We start from the raw sequence: 19,164 nt of genomic DNA, 5'->3' as shown, positions 1-19,164 counted from the left end.
GCCGGACGTAGCCTCGCTGAACTCGTCAATTGCTACGGGGGTTATTGCCTATTTAGCCCACTCAATTGTCTCGCTGTAAGGCGTTTGGATGTCGCGCTCGGGGATTTCCCAGATCACCAGTTTGGGCGGGGTGTCTTTGAAGGCCGGATTATTGAAGTAGGTGTTCGCCCCCCCGGAAAACTCGCCGCCATCCTTAGAGAAGTTACCCACCGGCGCGGCCAGCGCCTGTTGCAGGAAGCCGAGGAAGTTGGAGTTGCGCGAAAAGGAAGTGCCGATCAGGGCGATGTTCGGCAGGTTGTCGTCGCCAAACAGGTCATCTTCGCTGGCCGCCCCGCTGCTACCTTCGGTCTTTTTCTCGCTGAATTCGCTGGCCGCCACTGTTTCCGGGGCGGGCTGAGCACTTACTGGCAACCAGTCCAGACCCGCCAGGTGCACCAAGTCGCCCGGGCGGCGAGCCGGGTTTTGCAAAGTACGCTCGTAGTCTGTGTGCGGCGTGGCGCTGATGCCCATGGCCTGCACCTGCTGGACAATCGCTTTGGCGGCCGCCGATGAGCCCACTTCGCTCCAGTGAGTATCGGTGCGCAGAAACGCCTCGGCACCCAAGGGTTGCAGGGTAGGCGCCAGGTCGATGGCCTTGACGCCCGCCTTGTTGAGGGCGGCAACCCACGCCACCGCACGGTCCTGCAATTGCGCCGGACGACGCAAATCGCACAGTTGTGAAGCGCCAATCCGGCTCTTGTCCGGCACCACCGCCACCAGCAGTTGAATGCCTCGCTTGGCCAGGCGCTGTTGAATGTCGATAACTGCTGCTGCCTTGGTATCGGCATTGTCCTGGGCGTGACGGTTGATGCGCATTTCGTCGGTCAGAAATAACCAGCCGTCACAGCCCGGACGCACCCGCGCACCGGTGTCGTGGAAGGTCAGCCAACTGGCCGCACGCTCCAGATCAGCGGCGCGTTCAGGCACCGCCGCCATCGACAATTGCTTGGCGATTTTATGAGTGACTTCGCCGTGCAGCACTTGGTCCTGGGTGAGGTTGGGCGGCAACAGTTGTACCTTGCCGCTGACCAGCAACCACATAGCCGAAGCAAAGCTTGCCAGCAAAAACGCGGCGAATACCCAGCCGGACAGCTTGCTGATACGGGCCGTGAATTCACTCGGCATAACCGCTTTTGGGGATGAGTCAGGCATGGGCTCGGCCATCAGAACTGGAAGTACAGGAAAGGCACCGCTTCACGGCTCGCGATCAACGCGAACGAGAGCAGAAAACCCGCCACCGGCCACACGGCCGCTATCGGTGCATACAGCGCTGAGCCGCCGAAGCGTTGCTCATAGCGGCTTTTAAAGGCTGGCGCGAGGATGCAGGCGATCCCCAACAAAGCCGCCAGACCGTGGGCCGAACGCAGGGTCACAGCCAGCGCATCACCCAGTGCAAAATCGTGCAAACCTATCTGCCCGGCGTACATGTTCAACGCCGAATGGAAATCCGGCGCGCGGAACAACGTCCAGGCCATAAACACAAACAGCAGGGTCAAGGTGTGCGCCAGCACCGGCGGAATGCTTGGCAAGGTCGAGCGTGACCACAGGCGGTCTACGCACAATGCAATACCGTGCGCAGCGCCCCACAGCAGGTAGTTCCAGCTGTCGCCGCCATGCCACAGACCGGCGATGGCCATGGTCAGGAACAGGTTGCGATAGGTTTTCCAGGCGCCATTGCGGTTGCCACCCAAGGCGATGTACAGGTAGTCGCGCAACCAGCTGGACAACGACATGTGCCAGCGCCGCCAGAAGTCCTGAATGCTCCGGGCCAGGTACGGTTGATTGAAGTTTTCCGGGAAGTGAAAGCCCAGCATCAAGCCCAGGCCGATGGCCATGGCGCTGTAGCCGGCAAAGTCGAAAAACAGTTGCAGCGAATACGCCAGGCAGCCGATCCAGGCATCGACAAAAGACGGGTTATCCAGATGAAACGCCACGTCCACCAGCGGCGACAGGGTGTCGGCCACCAGCACTTTCATGCACATGCCGATCATGAAACGGCGGGCACCCAGCGAGAAGTTCTGCCAGTCGAAGTAGCGTTTGACCAGTTCGCGGCGCACCCAGTCGTAACGAATAATCGGCCCTGCAATCGAGTGGCCGAACATCGAAATGTAGGTGGCGTAGTTCACAAAGCTGCGCTCGACCGGCACGGTTTTGCGGTGCACGTCCACCAGATAAGAAATCGCCTGTAGCACGATAAACGACAGCCCTGCAGGCAACGCCACGCGCTGCCATTCCAGCGGCATGGCGCCCGGGTAGGTGATCCACTCCATCCAGGTGGCTGCAAGAATGTTGGCGTACTTGTACCAGCAGAGCACGGCGGTGTTGAACACGATCAGCGCGACCAACAACCGCACACGGCCCTTCGAGTCTTCCCGCGAACGGTCAATCAGGAGCCCGCCGACCCACGCGACCACGGTCAACGCCATGTGCAACGCGAGAAACATCGGGTTCAGCCAGCCGTAAAACAACCAGCTGCCGATCAACAAAATGACGTTACGCCACTGCGGCTTGCCCAGCGCGTAGATGAGCAGGAACGCTGGCAGAAATAACGTCAGAAACTCGAGAGAGGCGAAGACCATGGCGGCGGCAGAATCCGATCAGTGGGATAGAGTGTCCGTTGCGTGCAACAACCGCGGCCCGTTGGCAGACGGCACCAACATCACGCTGTAACGCTCGCCCGCCTTGAGTTGGCCCAGATCCAGCGCAGCGCCGACATTGGCATTCGCGCACACCAGTTGCACCGACAATTGCACCGGATTGATCAGGCGGCGCTGGGCGGTGTTGACCGGTACAGACTTGAACAACTCAGCGTTACGGCCCGCAGCAAGCAGTGCGGCATCGGCACACGAGGCATCAACGTTAAAAAACGCCAGCGACGCCTTTAAAGCGTTGAAGTCATTCTCGGGCTCGCGCACCACCGCCTGTTGAATACCCGCGCCATTCGGCACAGCAAACACCGTCACAAATTCACTGGGCTCGATCTTCAAATCGATGGGCAACTTCTGCCCGCCACTGACCAACGTGCCTTTGATCGGTTTGCTGGAGTCCACGGGAAACAACAGTGACACCGGCTGCGCCGTCTCAAGACGCAGCGGCGCCTGCCCAGGCTGAGCAACCACCTCCAGCGGCGCAGGGCTGGCGTTGACGAAGCGAATAAATGCCGAGTCTTCAGCCGGGCCGGTGGCGTAGAGCGCCGGGGCAGCATTTGCCAGGGCGCTGGATGCCAACACCGGCAGGGCCATTAGCGCCGAAAAGTGCTTGCTCATTTTTTCAGCCCTTTAACCGCAGGCGTGTCCAGCAACGCCTTGTCGATGGCGTCACCCCAGAGTTTGTAGCCGGGCGCGGTCATGTGCTGGCCGTCGACCGTTGCCCATTCTTTTTGCCCCGGAACCGAAAACTTCAAGGAGTCGATGTAATCACAGGGTGCGACGTTGGCCGCCAGGAAACCCGACACCTGCTTGACCCGCTCCGGGGTCTTTTTGTATTGAGCGCCAACAGAGCCCCAGTTCGGCCCCACCCAAACGCAACGCTTGCCCGTCGCAGCAATCGCTTTGGCCAGGTCGGTGGTCTGCTGCCAGGCCCAGGTTTTAGGGAATTGCGGTTTGTCGTAGCCCGCCATGGTGTCGCCCAGCACAACCAGCACCAGGTCCGGCTTATCGGCAGCGATCAACTCACTGATGGGCGTGGTCGCGGTCTTGTCACTCAACACCACCACCTTGCCGCCGTCCTTACGCTCGGCAGCCCCGCACTGCCCCGCCGGGGAGGCCTTGAGCCAATCACCGGCATTAGAGCCGCAAATCCCCAGGGTGTGTACTTTGGCCCCTTGGGCCACGAGGTCTTCATGCAACGATGTGATCAAATACCCCGGCGTCGCCAAGTGGCTGTCGCCGATCATTAGAATTGTGATGCCCGCCAAAAGAGATGCTGCCACGGTCTAGCTCCTGCACATTAGTTCGAATACGGGGAAAGGTAAGGATTGATCGGCATCGGCATGCGCCCGGTGAAGTCTTCGAGCGTGTAACGAAGGTACAAGCCACCTGTCCACTGCTTGTAGTCCTGGGCGTTGTCCATGCCAAAGCTGCCCCCCAAAATCATATTGCTACCCAAACGGTACTCGGCTGCCGCGCCTAGGTTGTAGCCGATCCCGTTTTTGTTCTGGCCTGAAGACTTGGTCTGCAGCGACGAGCCGGCAGCGGCATAGGCCGCCGACGCCTGCTCCAGCGATGCTTGCATGGCGCCGTCGTTGGCGAAGTACTTGGCCGAGTCCTGCTCGATGTGTTGCAGGCCCACCGAGCCGCGCAGCGTGTAGCTCCAGCGATCCGCGCGTTGCGACCAGCTCACCGGCACGCCGATGGAGAAGTAGTTTTGCGGGCTAAAGTAGCCGCCACTGCCGTAGGTGAAGTTGTCCTGGTTGTTGTCGTACTTAAGGGCGGTGGCGCCAAGGCCTGCCGTCAACTGGCGTTCTTCATCCCTGAGCAGGTACCAGTAAATACCGGCACCACCTTCGGCACGGGTGTTGTCCTTGACGTTGTTGCCAAGCAGTTTGTACAGGCCCGCGTAACCGTACGCGCCGTAGTCACCGTTGTCGTAACCCAGTTGCACGCGCCCGCCGTTGGCGGTCACCCCGCCCCACTTGAGACCGCTGCGCGCATCTTTGGCACCGGCAAAAGACACCAGGCTGTCGTTCACCGAGCGGCGCGACAAGCTCGCCCCGTAACGCACGTTACTGTCCTCGCTTACCGCGCGATCAATGCTCACGCCCCCCACGGGCGTGCTGTACAGAAAGCCCAACGGGCTGACACCAATGTCGGCCTTGAGCCCTTGCGAGGGCATTTCATAGCCCACCGCCACACCCACGCCTGAGTCCTTTTGCCGACCGGCCGAGCCATTCACCCCACTGGCTGCGGCCAGCGCTGCCGGGGTTGGATCGGGGGCTGCCAGCACGGTTTGCACCGCCGCAATCTGAGCCACATTAGGGCCGCCAAAGCGGTTTTTGGCCGAATCACCGACGCTGCCTGCGTTCAGCGACACCGGGGTCACGCGCAAGGCAACACGGTCATCGCCCACCGGCAAGCTGATCTCCAGCGGCGCTTCCACGTCGGTCATTTTGCTCAGGCCCGACTCGCTGTCGTTACTGCGAATGGCCACCCCTTGGGTGATACGCGGGCTGCGCTCTTGCTTGATCTCGGTCAAGGCGGTTTGCATCGCCTGGCGCGCTTCTTCTTGCGGGTCGCTGACCGGGGCTGAAGCGACTCGGCGTGGCGCAACGTAATCATCGTCGAACTCAGACACGGCATACCCGCCACTGCTGACACTCGGTGCGATACGCGCTGGGTTGCGAGTATTGCCCGCATACACCGGCGCGGGCTCGGCGATGTCTTCGTCGGGCGCGGCGAGTTGCTCCTGTGCAGGCTCGGGAATCAGCGGCACGCTGCTGCCCTGGGCCAAACGTGACTGGCGACGCTGCCCCTCTGCCCCCACAAACGGGTTGGCGGCCACAGCGGTTTTCGCGAAGGGATTGGTGTCTTGCTTGGGCGGCGCCTGCAATGCCAGGGCGCGGGTGTACAGATCCTGAGCCTTGGCGTTTTTGCCTTGGGCGCGGAAGATACCCGCCGCACTGGCGAGGATCTGCGCATCGTTGGGCGCCAGTTCCAGGGCTTTGTCCGCCGAAGCGGCGGCCCCGCTCTTGTCACCCGACTTGTTCAAGGCTTGGGCCATACCGATCTGCAGTTGCGGGTCATCCGGCGCCGCCCGCAACAAGGGCTTATACAGCGCGATGGCTTTGGCGCTGTCGCCATTGGCCAAGTACATGCGCGCCAGTGCGCCGTTGGCCAATGGGTCGTTCGGCCGTTGGGCCAACGCTGGGGCCAGGGTGTCGTAAGCCGCGACCAAATCGCCCTTCTCCCGCAGCACGTCCGCTTGGCGCACGGTGTACAAAAACAGCAGTTCGTCGTAAGTACGCTGGTCCGCCGCGGTCAAAGGCTGGCTCTGCAATTGATGCAGCAGTTGATTAACCTTGGCGTCATCGCCGGTTTTAAGCAGCACACCGGCATACGCCAGGCGCAACGACGCAGGCGGATTAGTGCTCTGCGCAATGGCGTTGCGCAGCATCGACAAAGCGTGATCCGGATAACCCGCATCGACATACGCCGAGGCCAACATGCCGATGGATTGCGGCTTGCCGTTGGCGGCCAGTTCAGCGCGGCGCAACAAGGTCAGCGCTTGCTCACGGTCGCCCTGCTTGGCCAGCGTCGCCGCCTGGGTGACCAGCGCTTGCATCTGCGCTTCGCTGGCCAGTTGCTGCATTGGCGCCGTGCGCTGACTCACAGGGATGCGATCCAGCGTGCTTTGCGCGGCCGACCATTCGCCCAATTGGCTCGACAGCAAGGCACTCGCGTACAAGACCTCGGGGTCTTGCGGGTTGGCCTTGAGCGCATCGGCCATGGTTTGCCGGGCCTTGTCCGGGGTCTTGGCTTGCAGGTAATACAGTGCCAGGTCGTAGTGCGTCCAGGCATTGCCCGGATCATTGCGGATGGCTTCTTGCTGCGCCGCGATCGCACCCTTGAGATCACCACTGCGCGCCGCATTTTTGGCCTTGCCCACCGCTACCGCGGCTTTCAACGGACGCAAGTCGCCCAAACGCTGTTGCTGGGCCGGGGTCATGCGCTCGACCATCTGCATGGCCTGGCTGGCCTGACCGTTTTGCGCCATCACGGTGATCAACCCGAGCAACGCATCCGGGTTGTCGTTGTCCAGGCTAAGGGCCTGACGATAGCTGGCCTCGGCATTGGTCAACTGGTTTTGTTCAGCCTGTACCCCGCCCAGCGCAATATAGCCTTCGGCCTGACGCGGCTTGCTGGCGATGGCTTGCTGCAACAGGCTGCGCGCCCGTGGCAAGTCCTGGCTGGCCCGCGCTTTGTCGGCCTGACCCAGCAGGCTCCAGTAGCGGTTACCGTCCAGCGCCGACTGCCAGCGCTTGTCGGAACCGCGAGCAGCGGCCCGGCTCAACAACTCATTGGCGTCACTCAAACGGCCCTGACGCTGACGCACCAGACCAAGGCCGCCCAAGGCGTCGGAGTCTTGCGGTTGCTCTTTGAGGCGAGCCAAAAACGCTTGTTCAGCAACGTTGAGCTGGTTGTTTTGCAGCGCCTTGTAGCCGCGCGCCAGGTTGGGGTTCATGTTGGCCGTGCTACCCGCTTTGGGACGGCTGAGCATTTGCGTGCGGATCTCGCTGTCGTTCGGGTTGGCCTTGAGATAAGCCTCAAACAAAGGGATGTCCGAAGGGCGTGGGGTGCCCAGCCAGACCAGCCCCTGGCGCCAGCTTTCGGTGGCTTCACCGCCCAGTTCAGGCAGCGTCGACAGCTGCGCAAGGCGCTGCAAACCTTCAGGACGGGTGCCTTCATTGCGAATCAGCAATTTGGCCAGCACCAGCTTGGCCTTGGCGTTGTTCGGGTTCTGTTGCAGCAAGCGCTCCAGCCCCTGACGGGCTTCATTGGCGCCGCCAGCGGTGTAGCTCAGGTAGTTGTAGAACTCCAGCGCCAGCTCACCTTGCGGCGGCTTGCCGGCAAACGCCTGCCGGTACAACGCCACCGATTTTTCCAGCTCGCCGCTACGGGCCTGGGTGCGTGCCTGATCCAGCAGGTCCGGGTTTTTACCGGCTTGCAGGGCAATAGCTTGCTCCAGTTGCAACGTCAGCGGATCACCGGGATGGGACTGTTTCAACTGCGCCAGGTAATTGCTGGCGCCGGTCACGCGCTTGGCCTTGAGTTCCAGCAGGCCCAGGCCGTACAACGCGTCCACTTGCTGCGGGTCGATCAACAACAGTTTTTTCCAGACCTCTGCCGCCCGTGCCGGGTCGTCTTGGGTCTGCCAGTATTTACCCTGCTCAAGCAGTGCCTTGCCCGCGTCATTGAGCGCGGCAAAACTGCTGCTGTTAATCAGTGCTGCAAGTATCCCGAAGGCTACGGCGTGGTGGCGCGCGGACATGTTGTCTCCCACATCGGTTGCAACTTCCCGTCATCCAGGAAGTGGTAGCGGTTGTCCATATAGCCCAAGGAAAACAGGCTCAATACAAAGAAGTAGTAAGGCGGCTGTGCCAGCTTGACCGCTTCAGGCGTGAGGCTTTGCGCCATGAGTTGCTCAACGCGCACGGCCTGCTCTTGTTGCAGCGTAGTCTTGCCCAGCGCTTTGAGGTAAGGCAGCAACGCCGCCGAGAAACCAAACGGCCCTGCCCCGGTATGCGCGCCGCTGGTGACCTGAACTTTTTCAGGGGGTACGCCGTCTTCGGTGGTGGCCTGCAACATGCCATCCAGGTGTGCGAGCAAGGGTTTGCGCAGCCGGTCACGGGCAGGCATCAGGCCGGCCCACATATAGGTGCGAATGGCGTCATAGCTGCCCAGATCACCCTTGGTAGGGTCGGTCACGAACTCGCCGGTTTTGGCGCCGGTAGCGCGATAAGTGACCCAATCCGCGACAAAGCCGTTGTGAGAAACGGCTTTGATCAGGGTGGCGGTGTTCTTGGCGATGTCCGCCCATGGACCTTTGGGGTCGACCTCAGCAAAGCGTCGCAGTACCGGAATAGGCATGTAGCTGGGGTTTAGCTGCCACTGATCCGGGCTGGCCGGATCCGGTTTGATAAAGCCGAACTTGCCCGGCAGCAGCATCTTGCCCAGGCCGGGCAAGGTGGCAACCTCTTGGGCGGCGATGTTGTGCAGCAGATGACGACCGTCTTCGGTGTAATCGATGCGGTGCCAGAGCCGCCCGGCCTCCAGCAGGGCATAGGCAAACCACAAATCGCCATCGGACGCCGAGTTGCTGTCCAGCAACACCCATTCACCGTGCTCGTCCAGACCCCAGAACCAACCCGGCAAATGGGTTTTGATGTCGCCCTGGGCGAGGTTATTCACACTCCAGCGCCACAGTTTTTCAAAGGTTTCGCGATCATCCGCCACCAGCGCAAAAAACATGGCGTACGACTGCCCCTCTGAAGAGCTGTGACGCTGCGGCGTGCTGGCGTCCATCACCCGGCCGTCGGGCTGCACAAAGTGCTCAACGAATGTTTGCCAAAGCGGCCAGGGCGGCACATTGCAAGCCTCTGCGCGCGCGGTGACCGGCAGCAGCCAGCTCAACAGCAACGCACACAGCAGGCCACCCCGAAAGCGGGCTCGCACAACACTCACACCCGTCACGAAAAGCACTGGGGCCTACTCTTTAAGACGCTTATTGGCACGCGCACGCAATGCCAGGTAAGCCAGCCCGCTGAGCACCACCACACCCAGACCGGTCAGCACCAGCACCCACAGCACATGCCGCGACATCAACCATTGCAGGTATTTGATCGTGCCCAAGTTGCCGACGTAGTAATCCTCGTCAGCCACCAACGCCTCAACTGCTTTGTCACGCACCACCACCAGGCTGCCCTGGACCGACTGGGTGTAATCCTCCCCGCCAATCAGGGCGTTGGTCGCATCCGCCAGACCTTCTGGGCCGCCACCCGCGATCACCACCACGCTGCGACCACTTTTAAGTGGCGACTCAAAACCCGTCAGGTAAGTGCTGCGCGCACCACCGGAGAACGCCATGGCCAGTTTGGTTTTACGCACGTTGGCTTCCGGGTCCGGGCTGAACCAGTCACGCACGCGCATCGGCAGGTCAGACAGATGGAATTTCTGCTGGCCGTCGGCATCGTAAGCCGGCAAGCGATCGGCCCACAGCGACAGCAACGGCTGGTTGTTGCCCGAGGCAAACACCAGCAGGTCTTTGTCGGCAGCGCCCGCCACTTTGTCGGTTTCGATCACTTGCACACCCACCGCCGGGTAGCCGGTGGACTGGCCAAAACGGCCGAGCACGGTCAGGAACGCATTCAGCTCAGGAATGCCAGGGTGATCGGGCAGCACCACCGCGGTTTCTGACAGGTCAGCCATGCGGGTGAACGGGAAGCCGGCGTCTTTGAACACACCCAAGTTGGGCATCGCGATGAAATGGTCGTAGCCGGTCAGGTCCAGCGTCGACTCAGGGTCGATGGAGCCGCGCATGTTGTCGATGATGATGTCGCGGCATTCGCCCTGCTTGATGTAATCAAACATGTAGCGCAGTTGCAGGCGTGATTGCAGGGCCACCGAATTAAGCGGCAGGCGTACGCTCAGCTCACGATCAAGGTTGCCGTTGTTGCTTTTCAGACTGCTCAGCACACTGCTGTCGAGTTTTTCCTCGGAGGGCAGGCTTTGCGACTGAATCAACGCATCGTTAAAGCTGACGATAAACGACGAGTTGTTGGATTTTTCTTGCGGGGTGTAACGGTATTTGAGGTCCAGCGGGGCCCCGCTATCGCGCCAGGTGAACAGGTCCGGCGGGAAGTTCAGCGGCACCACGATGTCGCCCGGGTTGTAACCGGAGACATTGAACTGTTGTTCTGGCAGTAGCTCGCCGAGCTTGACCTTGCGGTCTGTCGGCAACCAGTTTGGCGCGTCGTAGGGTTTGCGTGGCTGCACCACCGTGAGGTTATCGATCACCACGCCGTTGCCCGACAACGCCTGGCTGCCCAGCACTAACGCGGTAGCGGCCCGCTTGAGTTCGGCACTGTCACGCCCGGTAATGAGCAACAACTTGCCGTTGGGGTCGTTGGGGTTGGTGATGATGCTCACGCTCGGGCCCTTGGCCGCTGGTAGCGTCACGCCGTCCAGTTGCAGATCGCCCTGGCCGCTGAGCAATACCACGGCGTTACCGCTTGTAGGGATCTGGTTGAAGCTGGAAGAGAACCGCGCACCGCGATAGCTGGACAGTGCCCCGAACCAGGAAGACAACGCACCGGCCGCTTCCAGCGTGGTGTTGTCCGGTGAGGCGGCAAAAACAAATGGCAGCTCCAATGGCCGCGCGTCACGACGATCAAAAAAGGGCAACGGTAAAATCGACAAATCATTGGGCAACGGCAGCGGTGACACATCGAGGGTCAAGTTGGTTCCGTTGTTGATTTTGGCCCACAAGCTGGAATGCTGCGGGTCCTCGCAACTCATGGTGTAGTGCCCGATGAACTGCAAGCTCAAACGGTTGAACTCAGTGATCAGGTGCGGAGGAATATCGATGGTTTGCTGCTGCGGTTGCCCGGCCTTGTCTTTAGGCAGCGGCAGGCTCGCCGCCACTTCGTCATTGATCAGCACGTTGATTTGCGACAGGTCGGCCAGCAACGAAGGCGAATAGGCGTACTGCAGGTTCAACTTGGCGCCCGTGACAATCGAGTCGGCGCGCACGTTAAAGCTGACGCTGTCGGTTGAGTCCACACCGCGCAAGGTCATGGGGTAATTACGCCCCAGCTGCTTGAGCGTCACGGTGTAGCTATTGGGGGTGGCCGCAGGAGCCGCCGGCGCAGCGGCCGTCTCGGCGAATGCCGTGCCGCCACTCAACGCCAGCCAGGCACAGGTCAGGCCTGCCAGTGCACGACGCGGGTCGCGCAGATTACTGAAAGCGAAAGGCTTTGAATTCATCATTTGTCCAATACGTTTTCTAGAGTGGATGGGGCGACACGACGACGCGCAACGGCGTTTCGTAGTTCCATAAGCGTGGCTTTGAACAGTGCGGTAAAACCGCGCCAACCGATGCGGGTAACGGCACGCAAAGCCACCAAAGGCGTATCGATTTCGCCATGGCCCCAGGTTGAAGCCCAGGTATCGGCACGTGAAAACGTCAGACGAACCAGTTCGCTTTGCTGACGCAAACTCAAGTGGTCAAACTGCAAACCCAGCAGTCCGCCACGGCTGAACACAATGATGGCCGGGAACACGCTCGCCTGATCGTTGCGAAACAGCGAGATCTGCACGCGCGCGCCTTGGGGGGCGCTAACGCCTTCGGGCAAACGCAGGCCCATGCCTTTTTGCGAGAAGTCTTGCGTGACGCCTTCGATCACGCTGCCATCAGGCAAGGTCATGAGCGCAGGCATGACAGCAGCCACCCGAGGCTCAGAACGTACCTGACGGGTTTCACTGGCAACCGCCACGGCCGCACTGGTGATGATCAGGTTGTAGACCGTCCACACCAGGTTGATCAGCAAGGTAACGACCGCCCCCTCGCTGCCCACTGCCAGTTGCACAAAGCCGAAAATCATCCCGGCCAGGTTGATGGCCAGCAGCACAATATAAGGACGGGCCAGCTTCCAGTCGAAGAAGGTCTGATCGATGATCCCGCCCTTGCTGGTCACGTTGAAGCCGCCGAACTTGGGTTTGACCAGCGCCATCAACACCGGCCCCATGATGTACCAGGCCAAAACCGTCTCGTACACCTCGTTCCAGAACGAGTGGCGAAAGCGCCCCTGAATCGCCGAGTTGGTCAACGCCGCATGGAAAATATGCGGTAACGCATACGCCATGATCATCAAGCCGGTGGCATGGAAGATTTGCGCACCAAAAAACAGGTACGCCAGCGGTGCGGTCAAGAACACCAAGCGCGGCAAACCGTAGAAAAAGTGCAGCATGGCGTTGAGGTAGCACAGCCGTTGGCCCAGCTTTAAGCCCTTGCCGAATAACGGGTTGTCGGTGCGAAAGATCTGCGCCATGCCCCGCGCCCAGCGCACCCGCTGGCTGATATGGCGAGACAAACTTTCGGTGGCAAGCCCGGCTGCCTGCGGAATCGCCAGATACGCCGTGTTGTAGCCTGCGCGGTTGAGTTTTAGCGCGGTGTGGGCGTCTTCGGTCACGGTTTCTACTGCCACGCCGCCCACTTCAAGCAGCGGGTCACGGCGCAATACCGCGCAAGAACCACAGAAAAAGGTCGCGTTCCACAGATCGTTACCGTCTTGTACCAGGCCGTAAAACAACTCCCCTTCGTTAGGCACTGAGCGGAAGGTGTTGAGGTTTTTTTCAAACGGGTCTGGTGAAAAGAAGAAGTGCGGGGTCTGCAACATCGCAAGCTTGGGGTCTTTCAAAAACCAGCCAATGCTGATTTGCAGAAACGAGCGGGTTGGCACGTGGTCGGCATCGAAAAAGGCCACGTACTCGCCGCTGGTCACCTTCAAAGCTTCGTTGAGGTTGCCGGCTTTGGCATGACGGTTATTGTCACGGGTGATGTAGCCGACGTTGATCTGCTCGCAGAACTCACGAAAGTCTTTGCGATTGCCGTCGTCGAGCACATGAACGCGCAGCTTGTCCTTGGGCCAGTCCATGGCCTGAGCGGCAAAAATCGTCAGCTTTACGATATCCAGCGCTTCGTTGTAGGTCGGAATAAACACGTCGACAACCGGCCACTCGCTGGGTGGCCCCTTGAGCAGCACCGGCTGGCGACGCAGCGGCCAGGCCGTTTGCAGGTAGCCAAATACCAGCACCGCCAGGGCATACAGTTCGGCCAGCACCAGACCGTAACCAAACGCAATGTCGAGCCAGCTTTCAAAGTCCAGGGTCGCCGTGACGCGCCAGTACATGTAACGCAACGACGCGGTGAGTGACAGCCCGATCAGGATCAACACCGTCAGGCGCCCCGGCATCTTGCGCAACACCAGCGCCACGGCAAAACAGCCCACGGCGAACAGGCACTGCGCATAAAACTCAAACGGCGTAATGATGATAAAAGTGCCGAGCACCACGCAGATCAGCGTGACGCCCAGGCCGAGTGCGTGACGCAGCCCGGCCGGCCACTGTTCAATGCGATCAGATATCGCCTGGGCCCAACGCTGAGTGCGGGTTGGCGGGGCGGCCGCATCGGCTTCTGGAGTTGTCGTTATCACTGGGCTTCAACCCCTTGAGCACGCGAGGCTTTGAACCGGGCCTTGAGTTGTTCGGCAAGCAGTAACACGCCCTCACACGCTGGCGAAGGTTCGGCCGCCGACATGGGGTTGCGCCCATAGGCCAGCGCTTCACCCAGGGTATTGTCCAGAGGCACGACCGCGATCAACTGCTGCCCAAGGCGGCGCTTGAGCACCTGCAGCATGTCCCGTGAAAACTCACGGCTGGCGTCGAACTGATTCACCACATAGGTGCAATGTGAAGAGGCGGCGCGGGCATGGGGCGCCTCCAGCAGGCGATCAATCGGGTCCAGCGTGTTAAAGCTGGCCGCATCGGCCGTGGTGACCACAATCACTTCGTCGGCCACGTCCAGGGCTTGCGCCAGTGACGCTGTAGAGCCGGTCGGGGTGTCGATCAACACCACATCATTTGCACCCAAGTCCATGCGATCCAACTGGCGAGCCAGCCAGTGACGGTCTTCGTGCAAGGCATGAATCAGCGCGTGATGTTCGTCGTCGCCTAACACGCCGTAGGGCATCAACAAGGCGCCATCAAAGCCGGGTTGCAGCCTGTCATTCCAAGCTTGCCCTGCCCCGCTCAGGCTGCCGATGCCGGACTCGCCCTGCTCGACGCCAAGGTAATAGTGCAACGCGTTTTGCGGGTCCAGATCGATGGCCAGGGTGCGGCCGCCCTCCAGGCGCAAACGGCTGGCCAGCCCGGCCGCCAACGTGGTTTTACCGACACCGCCTTTGAGCGACACCACCACAACCACATGCGCCTTGCACTTGGCCGGACGACCCCGCGCAGTGTCTTGGTGCAATGCCACTTCTGCCAGCGCCTGCGCCTCAACCTCACGAGCCTGAACCACCTCGGCGAGCAGGTTGCGCAAACGGCTGGGGGCAGCAGGCAAGACCGCCAGAGTTGGCTGCGTAATAAGGGGTTGCGATGGAGGTGGAACGAGGTGAGCGTCGACACTGGGGGCCAGATGTTGCTCTACCTCGGCGACCGGCACGGGCTCGGGTGCCGGCTTGCTGACGGGTTGCTCCAGCATTGAAGCGACAGGCTCGATTGAAACAAGGGGTTCGCTAAGCGGCGCTTCAGCACTGTCTGCGACTACTTCAGTAGTAACTGCATTTTCAGGCGCAATTTCAGGGCTGGCCGGGGCTTTTTCCGGCTCAGGTACAAGGGGGTTCTCTTTGTAATCGATCTGGCTTTCGAACTCGTGATAACTACCAGCACTTGCTCCGAATCTGCTGAAAAGACTCGATATGTCATCTGTACGGTTCATAGAGAATTCCCGTGACGCTGGCTTTTTATTAAAGGACATCTGCACGCCACATCGATAGCTTCAAGGTAGGCCATCAGTATGGCATCGTCAATATTTTGAATATGTCAGACCTTAAATCTGGGATCCAATTAAAAAAAAAGATCCTATTCGTCATTATTTTGACATTTCGGAAATTTTGAAATTGACGCGATAGCCCTTCAATTGCACCGCGGCTGCGCCTGCCGCCCTGCAACCCGCTAACGGCGGGCCTTCCAACCAAAAAACAGCGAAATGCCGAAACTCAAACCTATCTCACTACTGTTACAAATAACGGCACTGAATTGACGGAGCGAACCACCGCAGAAAAATAAAAAGTGACTCGTATTCCCCGTTAAAAAGACTAGTTCCATCTCATGATTTTGGAGGGACGCCTGCGTAAAATCAGGCATTTCGTACGACGTTTCCCTTTCAATCCGACGAAACATCCTAGAAAATCTCGCGCGCTTGCGTCGGCCAACATCGGGCACTAGTCTCGGCCCACTGCTGAAAAAAACAGCAGTCGGGTTTAGTAGCTCGGTTTGTAATCCGGCGCATACCGCCACCTCGTTGAGGCGTATTTTTTCGCTCTCGATTTTATGGTGGCCGTGCGCAGGGCGTTCTCGAGCGCGCCGGGTTCCGGATACACCGGTCTACTAACCTGCGTACGGCTACCACCTTAATTCGTTTAGTAGCGAACGGTGATAGCTCCCTTATGCTGTATCCGGAGTTGTAACCATGAAAAAAATCGTACCTGACCCACCTGCTTTAACCCCAGAAGCTGCTGCGAGCCATGAGCTGTCGCTCGATCGTGTCGCCGCTAATCGCGCTCTGGATTTTTACCTGCTCGACCAAAAGCCCTCTCGCCACGCGGACTCGTCCTCGTATGCAATCCCTGACAGCGTTAATTCAGAAGCGGCTTTGGCCCAAGCGTCAGACTTATTGCGCTGCCTGGGCGCCTCGGCGATTGAGGCGGGGAATGGTTTGAGCGGGCATCAGCGCCACTTAGTGTTGTCGCTCGTGTACCTGGCAGAACTCGCCCAGGCGTACGTCGACAGGTCACTGGACAGCGTGAGCACGCACTAAAGCAGTACGCGCCTGCTTGGCGACAGGCGCGTTTGAAGTGTGCAGATTACTGAGATGAGCAGATTGAGCCTTGAGAGGATCCGCGCTTATGAGCGACAGGATCTGCGTCGTCGCACCGTTGCGTAACTACTTTGAGGCGAAGGGTCAATCTGACGCATTAAAGGGAAGGCTTGAATATGAATCAAGACGGGACAGGCGCAACAACCTGGTCATCAGCAGTTACTGCTGACTCCAATGACACGATGTAAGGGTCGCTCTCTGCCAAAAGCTTGGCAAATTCGCTTGGCACCTTGCCACCCTTAATCATCGCAGCAAAGACGGCGTAGACATCATTTTTGCCACCCGCTTTTCTAAGCGTGTCCTGATCATTGATCCATACATAGATGATCGTTTTAGGGGCATCTGAACGAAATTGAAAAAACAGACGGTAGCGCGGAGCCATACCCTGCTTTTTAACCCGAAGCCAATGCTTATTGGTCTTTCCCAGCGTCGTACCTTGACGGTAGCCAGGGTGCGCCGGGTTGGCAGGTACATTGACCAAAATATTTTCGGCAATAGCATCTAGAAGCTTGTAGGAGGGATGACGATGAAATTCATCTGGATCCTTCTCTGCAGCCTTCTCAACCTCTGCTGTAAGCGCCTCAAGGCGCTCCAAGAAAAACGGGTGAGCATAAAGTGCCCACCCGTTGACAATGTTAAGAGTGCTTTCAGTCACGTAATCTTTAGCCTTCTAGAAGCTCACTACGACGATTTTGCTCAGCCTTAAGGCGAAGGGACTGAATTCGATTCAGAAGACCAGCAGGTATAGGCTGGATACTCTCTGGCTGATTTTTGATGTCATCGTGGAGAAAATCTAGAAAGTCGGCTTTGGTCTGGAGCTCAGCCTTTTTCTCTGCGAAAGACACAACATTGGTTTTAGACATAATGTCTCACCTTTGGAAAATGCGCTAACCCCTATCAGGTATAGCATGGTCTGCGTCTTGCGACCTTGACCTGCGCGAACACCGGTCAACATAGAATTTTCTAAGCGCTGTCGAAAACCCTTGCGGGATCGGCCTCAAATGAGGCAGGAGCGATTATGTAGCCTTAACAAGCTTTGTTCAACTCAATATCTGAAAAATCAAATCTCGTGCTTATGATCGCTCAGCACCTGCATTTGCATCATATGAACAAAAGCCTGGCAAATCCAAAGACAACAAAAAAGGGCCCACCTTTCGGTGAGCCCTTCTAGACCGCCCAGCAGAGCGGATTTTGTTTGGTAGGCGCGATTGGACTCGAACCAACGACCCCCACCATGTCAAGGTGGTGCTCTAACCAACTGAGCTACGTGCCTGCTGTGGGGTCGCATTCTATAGATTTGCGGAGGGGTGTCAACACCTTTTTTGCAGCTAACCCCATGAATAGTCGAAATTTTTATTTTCACCCCGAAAATACTCAGCCAGCGCTGGCTGGCGGGCGAATTTCAACTGAGGTAGCATCGGGCGCACTCGTAAAAAATATAAAACAGAGGTTGCAGAATGGCGAACACACCTTATCCCCAGTCCTACTATGCGGCTTCGGCTAATCCGGCGCCGGAGCGCCCTGCCCTGCAGGATGAGGTTGAAACGGATGTCTGTGTGATCGGCGCCGGCTATACCGGGCTGTCGAGTGCTTTGTTTCTGCTGGAGCACGGTTTTAAGGTCACGGTGCTAGAGGCGGCCAAAGTGGGTTTTGGCGCGTCAGGGCGTAACGGCGGCCAGATCGTTAACAGTTATAGCCGCGACATTGATGTGATTGAGCGCACGGTCGGCGCCAAGCAAGCCCAACTGTTAGGCCAGATGGCCTTTGAAGGCGGCAAGATTATTCGTGACCGCGTTGCCAAGTATCAGATCCAGTGCGATTTAAAAGACGGTGGTGTGTTTGCCGCGATCACCAGCAAGCAAATGGGTCACCTCGAAGCACAGAAGAAGCTGTGGGAGCGCTACGGCAATACGCAACTTGAGCTGCTCGACAAGCGCCGTATTGGTGAAGTGGTTGCTTGCGATCTCTACCAGGGCGGCCTGCTGGACATGAGCGGCGGGCATATCCACCCGCTGAATCTGGCGTTGGGCGAAGCGGCTGCGGTCGAATCCCTGGGTGGCACAATTTACGAGCAGTCGCCCGCTGTGCGCATCGAGCGAGGTGCCAACCCGGTGGTGCATACGCCACAGGGTAAGGTCCGCGCCAAGTTCATTATCGTGGCGGGCAACGCGTATCTGGGCAATCTGGTGCCTGAGCTGGCGTCCAAGTCCATGCCGTGTGGTACGCAGGTCATTACCACTGAACCGCTGAGCGAGGAGCTGGCCAAAACGCTGCTGCCTCAGGATTACTGCGTCGAGGACTGCAACTATTTGCTCGACTACTATCGCCTGTCGGGCGACAAGCGCCTGATCTTCGGCGGTGGCGTGGTGTACGGGGCGCGCGATCCGGCCAACATTGAAGCGATTATTCGACCTAAGATGCTCAAGGCGTTCCCGCAGCTCAAGGACGTTAAAATTGATTACGCATGGACAGGCAACTTCCTGCTGACGCTGTCCCGTTTGCCGCAGGTTGGGCGCATTGGCGACAACATCTATTACTCACAAGGCTGCAGCGGACACGGGGTGACGTATACGCACCTGGCGGGCAAGGTGCTGGCCGAAGCGCTGCGCGGGCAGGCTGAGCGTTTTGATGCGTTTGCTGACTTGCCGCACTACCCTTTCCCCGGCGGGCAGTTGTTGCGTACACCGCTGACGGCGTTGGGTGCCTGGTATTACAGCTTGCGTGACAAGTTCGGGTTTTAACGGCTAAAGAAAGGGCTCGCGATCTTTTGATTTTGGTCGTTGTACCGAGCGGGATGGTTTGCGGCCGCTGCGCGCCCGGACGTAGCCTCGCAAAGCTCGTCAACTGCTACAAGGGCTGTGTGCGCCTGGCCCTGTAGGAGCGAGCTTGTCTCGCGATCTTTTGATCTTTTAAAAGATCGCGAGACAAGCTCGCTCCTACAGTGGGTGTTTGTTATTGCAGGGCTTTGAT

The 19,164-nt window shown here is 59.0% G+C and carries 13 protein-coding genes and 1 tRNA gene; 2 read left to right on the top strand and 12 right to left on the bottom strand.

Annotated features, from left to right (window positions below; translation table 11 throughout):
- Positions 1-48 precede the first annotated feature (48 nt).
- The 9 genes from QMX84_RS09280 to bcsQ are packed head-to-tail and all read right to left on the bottom strand — an operon-like array spanning position 49 to position 15,033.
- A complete protein-coding gene (locus QMX84_RS09280) occupies positions 49-1,191 on the bottom strand; it encodes a cell division protein FtsQ (RefSeq protein ID WP_282363665.1) in 1,143 nt (380 codons plus the stop codon).
- Between the two features lie 11 nt (positions 1,192-1,202).
- Positions 1,203-2,618 (bottom strand): MBOAT family O-acyltransferase, encoded by a 1,416-nt coding sequence (locus QMX84_RS09275; protein WP_048368900.1) that lies wholly within the window; start codon positions 2,616-2,618, stop codon positions 1,203-1,205.
- An 18-nt stretch (positions 2,619-2,636) separates the two neighbouring features.
- A complete protein-coding gene (locus tag QMX84_RS09270; RefSeq protein WP_282363664.1) occupies positions 2,637-3,305 on the bottom strand; it encodes an alginate O-acetyltransferase AlgF in 669 nt (222 codons plus the stop codon).
- A complete protein-coding gene (locus tag QMX84_RS09265) occupies positions 3,302-3,934 on the bottom strand; it encodes an SGNH/GDSL hydrolase family protein (RefSeq protein ID WP_048388555.1) in 633 nt (210 codons plus the stop codon). The genes QMX84_RS09270 and QMX84_RS09265 overlap by 4 nt, the downstream gene beginning before the upstream one ends.
- Positions 3,935-3,987: 53 nt before the next feature.
- A complete protein-coding gene (locus QMX84_RS09260) occupies positions 3,988-8,025 on the bottom strand; it encodes a cellulose biosynthesis protein BcsC (RefSeq protein ID WP_282363663.1) in 4,038 nt (1,345 codons plus the stop codon).
- The gene (gene bcsZ / locus QMX84_RS09255; protein WP_348775190.1) at positions 8,001-9,236 is read right to left on the bottom strand and encodes a cellulose synthase complex periplasmic endoglucanase BcsZ; all 1,236 of its coding nucleotides are present in this window, start codon (positions 9,234-9,236) and stop codon (positions 8,001-8,003) included. The genes QMX84_RS09260 and bcsZ overlap by 25 nt, the downstream gene beginning before the upstream one ends.
- Before the next feature lie 6 nt (positions 9,237-9,242).
- A complete protein-coding gene (bcsB, locus tag QMX84_RS09250; protein ID WP_282363662.1) occupies positions 9,243-11,519 on the bottom strand; it encodes a cellulose biosynthesis cyclic di-GMP-binding regulatory protein BcsB in 2,277 nt (758 codons plus the stop codon).
- The gene (bcsA, locus tag QMX84_RS09245; RefSeq protein WP_282363661.1) at positions 11,519-13,747 is read right to left on the bottom strand and encodes a UDP-forming cellulose synthase catalytic subunit; all 2,229 of its coding nucleotides are present in this window, start codon (positions 13,745-13,747) and stop codon (positions 11,519-11,521) included. The genes bcsB and bcsA overlap by 1 nt, the downstream gene beginning before the upstream one ends.
- Positions 13,744-15,033 carry a cellulose biosynthesis protein BcsQ gene (gene bcsQ, locus QMX84_RS09240; protein WP_282363660.1) on the bottom strand — a complete coding sequence of 430 codons (1,290 nt, stop codon included), beginning with the start codon at positions 15,031-15,033 and terminating at the stop codon, positions 13,744-13,746. Before bcsQ ends, bcsA begins: the two co-directional genes overlap by 4 nt.
- Positions 15,034-15,786: 753 nt before the next feature.
- Here bcsQ and QMX84_RS09235 point away from each other — a divergent pair.
- Positions 15,787-16,134 (top strand): DUF3077 domain-containing protein, encoded by a 348-nt coding sequence (locus QMX84_RS09235; protein WP_282363659.1) that lies wholly within the window; start codon positions 15,787-15,789, stop codon positions 16,132-16,134.
- A gap of 181 nt (positions 16,135-16,315) precedes the next feature.
- Here the strand turns inward: QMX84_RS09235 and QMX84_RS09230 are convergent, their stop codons facing one another.
- From QMX84_RS09230 to QMX84_RS09220, 3 genes are all read right to left on the bottom strand, one after another.
- On the bottom strand, positions 16,316-16,849 hold the full coding sequence (locus tag QMX84_RS09230) for a type II toxin-antitoxin system YhaV family toxin (protein ID WP_178110127.1): 534 nt from the start codon (positions 16,847-16,849) through the stop codon (positions 16,316-16,318).
- Between the two features lie 7 nt (positions 16,850-16,856).
- Entirely contained in the window at positions 16,857-17,057 is a 201-nt protein-coding gene (locus tag QMX84_RS09225) for a hypothetical protein (RefSeq protein ID WP_153336209.1), read from the bottom strand.
- Between the two features lie 333 nt (positions 17,058-17,390).
- Positions 17,391-17,467, bottom strand: a tRNA-Val gene (locus QMX84_RS09220).
- Positions 17,468-17,651: 184 nt separating this feature from the next.
- On the opposite strand from QMX84_RS09220, the gene QMX84_RS09215 reads away from it, so the two are divergent.
- On the top strand, positions 17,652-18,935 hold the full coding sequence (locus tag QMX84_RS09215) for an FAD-binding oxidoreductase (RefSeq protein WP_123750512.1): 1,284 nt from the start codon (positions 17,652-17,654) through the stop codon (positions 18,933-18,935).
- Positions 18,936-19,164: the final 229 nt, after the last annotated feature.

Source organism: Pseudomonas sp. PS01297, from assembly GCF_029959305.1.
Classification (GTDB): Bacteria; Pseudomonadota; Gammaproteobacteria; order Pseudomonadales; family Pseudomonadaceae; genus Aquipseudomonas; species Aquipseudomonas helleri.
The sequence above is the reverse complement of the archived record's forward strand: the minus strand, read 5'-3'. Positions and strand labels throughout refer to the sequence as shown.